Genomic DNA, 4,197 nt, shown 5'->3' on the forward strand with positions numbered 1-4,197 from the left:
CGCGAAATCACGATCCACTACATCTAGTAGGCTTGGGAGCTAACCGGATAAGCACGAAACGAACTACCCGTCGACTGGACCTGACCGATGAGGGTGAGTGGTTACTCGCGCGGGCAAGGAAAATCCTGTCCGACTTGCAGGACACGGAACAGCAACTGGCGGCCCGTCTTGCGCAACCCTCAGGCCTGGTGCGTATCAATGCCGCCACGCCGGTCCTGGATCACCTGATTGCACCGTTGGTAGCGGATTTTCTGGATGCTTACCCGTTGGTGCGACTGGAGCTGATGAGTGGCGAAACCGTGGTCGATCTGATTGAGGAGCGTGCAGACCTGGCTATTCGCATCGGTCCGCTGGCCGATTCCACTCTGAACGCCCGACGTCTGGGGACAAGTCGTCTGCGGTTGCTGGCGTCTCCTGAGTATCTGGCCCGGCACGGTACCCCAGATAAAATAGATAAGCTTTCAGGTCATCGCCTACTCGGCTTTACCGCCCCAGCCTCGCTGAATATCTGGCCCTTGCCGCAACAGGGTGGCGATGGATTGCCAGTGGCACCAGCTATTACGGCCTCCAGTGGCGAGACGTTGCGTCACCTTGCATTGGCCGGTGCCGGGGTGGTTTGCCTAGCCGATTTTCTCACTCGTCATGATGTGTCGAGCGGCCATTTGGTGGCCATACTGGAATCAGTGACACTGCCCTGGACACAGCCGGTATGGGCGGTATTTTATAAACAAGAGGCATTGGCGCCTCGCGTTGCAGCGTTGGTCAGTTTTTTAGCGCAGCGGCTAACGGGCGGAATACTGGAATCCAATTCATAAGTAACGGCACAAGAAAATTATAGAAAGAGCGAATAACCCCTTGCCAGTAATTGAGGCTCGCTGCAAGTACTGGATGAGTAGCAATGTCGGGTTCGGGTCAAAATGATCCTACCCACGATAGACGGCTCCCGGCATTGACATACGAATGGCGTACCCCATAAGGGGCCAACCAAAACCTAAAGTGGCCCGGCGCCAAAATGAATGCGCCGTAATTACCCATGGCCGTTTTTGTCCGCATCCTGTCTGCCACACGTATTTCGCCGCCCTGTCTTCATCGCATAAGATGATTTTGACGACGTATCCCGATCCGGGCCAGCGCCGTCTTTTGATGGCGCCGCCATCCGCGTATCCACATGGGAAGGGGTGAATGATGTTGAGCATAGGCATACTGATTTTTGATGACGTCGAGATACTGGACTTTTCCGGTCCCTATGAAGTGTTCTCGACTGCCGCACGCGTGTATGCGCGCCTTGCTACGGCGCAAACGCTGTTCCGGTGCTTTCTGATCGCAGACGAAATGCGCCCTATCCGCACCCGCGGCGGCATGAAGGTTCTGCCGGATTGCGTACTGTTACCGTCAGCGGATATTGATGTGCTGATCGTCCCAGGCGGTGATGTATCGGAAGTTCTCGATAATCCGGCCGTGATCAACTGGATTCGTACCCAGGCCAGGGATGCGACGATCACGGCATCGGTGTGTACCGGCGCCTTCCTGCTCGCCAAGGCGGGCCTGCTGGATGGGTTACATGCGACGACGCATTGGCAGGACCAGGATGACATGCGAGCCTCTTTCCCCGCAGTGACGGTGCGCCAGGATGCGCCGTGGATCGACTGCGGTAAAGTAGTGACTTCCGCCGGTATTGCGGCTGGCATCGACATGAGCCTGCATCTGGTCGAACGTCTGGCGGGCAGGCAACTGGCGAATGCCACGGCAAAGCAAATGGAATATCGATGGAATACCCATGGAACAGATAACTCCGCCCAAACAGCCGATTCCGGTTTATATTTTGCTGCGTGAAAATACGCTGGCACTGGATCTGATCGGTCCGGCAGAAGTTCTGCGTTATGCCAATCGCCTCGCGGAAATGGAAGGCAGGCCAGCGCTGTTTGACTTGCGCTACATTAGTGCCGAATCACGCATCGACACATCGATCGGGCTGAGTTTGGCGGGTTTCTCCGCTCTGCCGAAGCGTGTGCCCACCAATGCAATGCTGCTATTAATCGGTTGCACCGGCAATGACGACGATTTCAGCGGCCTCGCAGCCCAAGCCACCGTCGCCTGGTTACGCCGACACGTCAAGCCGAGCCACCGCCTGCTGTGCATCTGTACCGGCGCGCTGCTGGCGGGCTATGCTGGTTTGCTCGATGATCGGCAATGCACCACGCATCATAATCATTACGACAGTTTGCGCAAGCTGGCGCCACGCGCGCGGGTGCTAGAGAATCGGATCTTCGTCGAAGACGGCTCTGCCTACACCAGCGCTGGGGTCACCGCCGGGATCGACTTGACGCTGCATGTGGTGGCACAGATCGCCGGGTATCAATTCGCCGCCGCCATCGCTAGAACGATGGTCATCTATATGCGGCGCGCCGGCACCGACCCGCAATTGTCGCCGTGGCTGGCATTCCGCAATCACCTCCATCCGGCAATTCATCGCGTACAGGACGCGATCATTGGTAATCCGTCTGCCGATTGGACCATTGCGCAATTGGCGCAAATTGCCTGCAGCAGCGAGCGTCATCTGACGCGATTGTTTCGCGAGCACACTGGAACCGGCGTGGTGGATTATCTGCACCGCATCCGCATCGGATTGGCACGCGAGCTGCTGGTGCAGTCCGATCTGGGCATCGAACGTGTCGCCGAAAAAGTGGGCTTTAATTCAACCCGGCAGTTGCGGCGCATCTGGAAAAAATTCGAAACGACGCCGCCGAGCCACTACCGCGCAATCGACCGGGACGCAGCGACAGGCCATTTTTGACTAGTCCTGAACATGCGCTAAAAGCGGAATGTGGGATATTCGTAAAAGTCGCACAACGGCCATCACCTGCCGCTGAAAGCTAGTCCGATATCTCCCATAGCCGCCCTTCAACCGATTACTTTCGTCGGGTCGATTGCCTGAATATCCACACAGACCCATACTTGAAGAAAGGTTTCACGATGACCAATCTCTCTGCCTTCACCATCACAAAGAAATGGCCCGCCCGGCACCCGGACCGACTCCAACTCTATTCCCTGCCTACCCCCAATGGCGTCAAGGTTTCGATCATGCTGGAAGAGAGCGGCCTGCCATACGAGCCTCATCTCGTCAGCTTTGAACGCAATGACCAGATGTCGCCGGAATTTCTATCGCTCAATCCCAACAACAAGATCCCGGCGATCCTCGATCCCAACGGTCCGGACGGTCGGCCACTCGCGCTGTTCGAATCCGGCGCGATCCTGATCTATCTCGCTGACAAGAGCGGTCAGTTCATGCCGCAGGATTGCACCGGCCGCTACGAGACGATCCAGTGGCTGATGTTCCAGATGGGCGGCATTGGGCCGATGTTCGGCCAGGTTGGCTTTTTCAACAAATTCGCCGGCAAGGAATACGAGGACAAGCGCCCGCGCGACCGCTACGTGGCGGAATCGAGGCGCCTGCTCGGCGTACTCAATCAGCGGCTTGCAGGCCGTCGCTGGATCATGGGCGATGCCTATACCGTCGCCGACATGGCCACCTTTCCCTGGGTGCGCAACTTGGTCGGATTCTACGAGGCCAGCGATCTGGTGGGAATCTCCGATTTCCCGCATGTCACGCGGGCGCTCGATACCTTCCTTGCGCGTCCAGCGGTCGCAAAAGGTATCGGCATCCCCAGCCGGACCTGATCTTCGCACAGGCTGGATGATGTTCCTGCCTCGGACCAGGGTCGCACCCCCGAGCGCCTCGAATTCGACCGCCAAAAGCAGACGCTCAATGTCTCGGTCGCGGTCGAAGCCGGGGCTGCATGTTCAACGCCGATCCGATCTCTGGGCGCGCACGCCAGCGCCCGGGAAGTCTCACAAGCGCGGCGCGACATCAGCGCGGCGGTGTAGCATGTCGTCATGGACTCCCTGATCGCCGCCTCCGCGCGCGCCCTCGCCGCCGGCGACGCGCTCGGCGCCCTCAAGCGGGTCGCCCTGCGCGACGACCCGCCGGCGCTGGCCTTGCGCGGCATCGCCATGGCTCAGCTCGGCGAGCACCCGCGCGCCCGTGAGCTTCTTCGGCGCGCCGCCCGTGGCTTCGGCGCCCACGAGGAGGTGGCGCGCGCTCGCTGTGTCGTCGCCGAGGCCGAGGTGGCGCTGGCCGTGCGCGACCTCGGCAGCTCGCCGCGCTCGCTGGCGGCGGCCTTGGCCACGCTCGAGGCG

Annotated in this window: 4 protein-coding genes and 1 pseudogene; all 5 read left to right on the forward strand. The window is 59.4% G+C overall.

The window, feature by feature from the left end; translation table 11 throughout:
* The coding region (locus tag ACFOFO_RS20715; protein WP_390332691.1) for a LysR substrate-binding domain-containing protein at positions 1–815 on the forward strand (815 nt) is incomplete at its 5' end.
* Between the two features lie 367 nt (positions 816–1,182).
* Entirely contained in the window at positions 1,183–1,833 is a 651-nt protein-coding gene (locus tag ACFOFO_RS20720; protein WP_390332695.1) for a DJ-1/PfpI family protein, read from the forward strand.
* Entirely contained in the window at positions 1,778–2,794 is a 1,017-nt protein-coding gene (locus ACFOFO_RS20725) for a GlxA family transcriptional regulator (protein WP_390332697.1), read from the forward strand. Before ACFOFO_RS20720 ends, ACFOFO_RS20725 begins: the two co-directional genes overlap by 56 nt.
* A gap of 179 nt (positions 2,795–2,973) precedes the next feature.
* Complete coding sequence (locus ACFOFO_RS20730) at positions 2,974–3,678, forward strand: glutathione S-transferase N-terminal domain-containing protein (protein WP_390332699.1); 705 nt, start codon at positions 2,974–2,976, stop codon at positions 3,676–3,678.
* A 216-nt stretch (positions 3,679–3,894) separates the two neighbouring features.
* Positions 3,895–4,197, forward strand: a pseudogene (locus tag ACFOFO_RS20735) (helix-turn-helix domain-containing protein); the annotation flags it as partial.

The organism is Pseudundibacterium arcticum (assembly GCF_042646465.1).
GTDB classification, from domain to species: domain Bacteria; phylum Pseudomonadota; class Gammaproteobacteria; order Burkholderiales; family Burkholderiaceae_D; genus Undibacterium_A; species Undibacterium_A arcticum.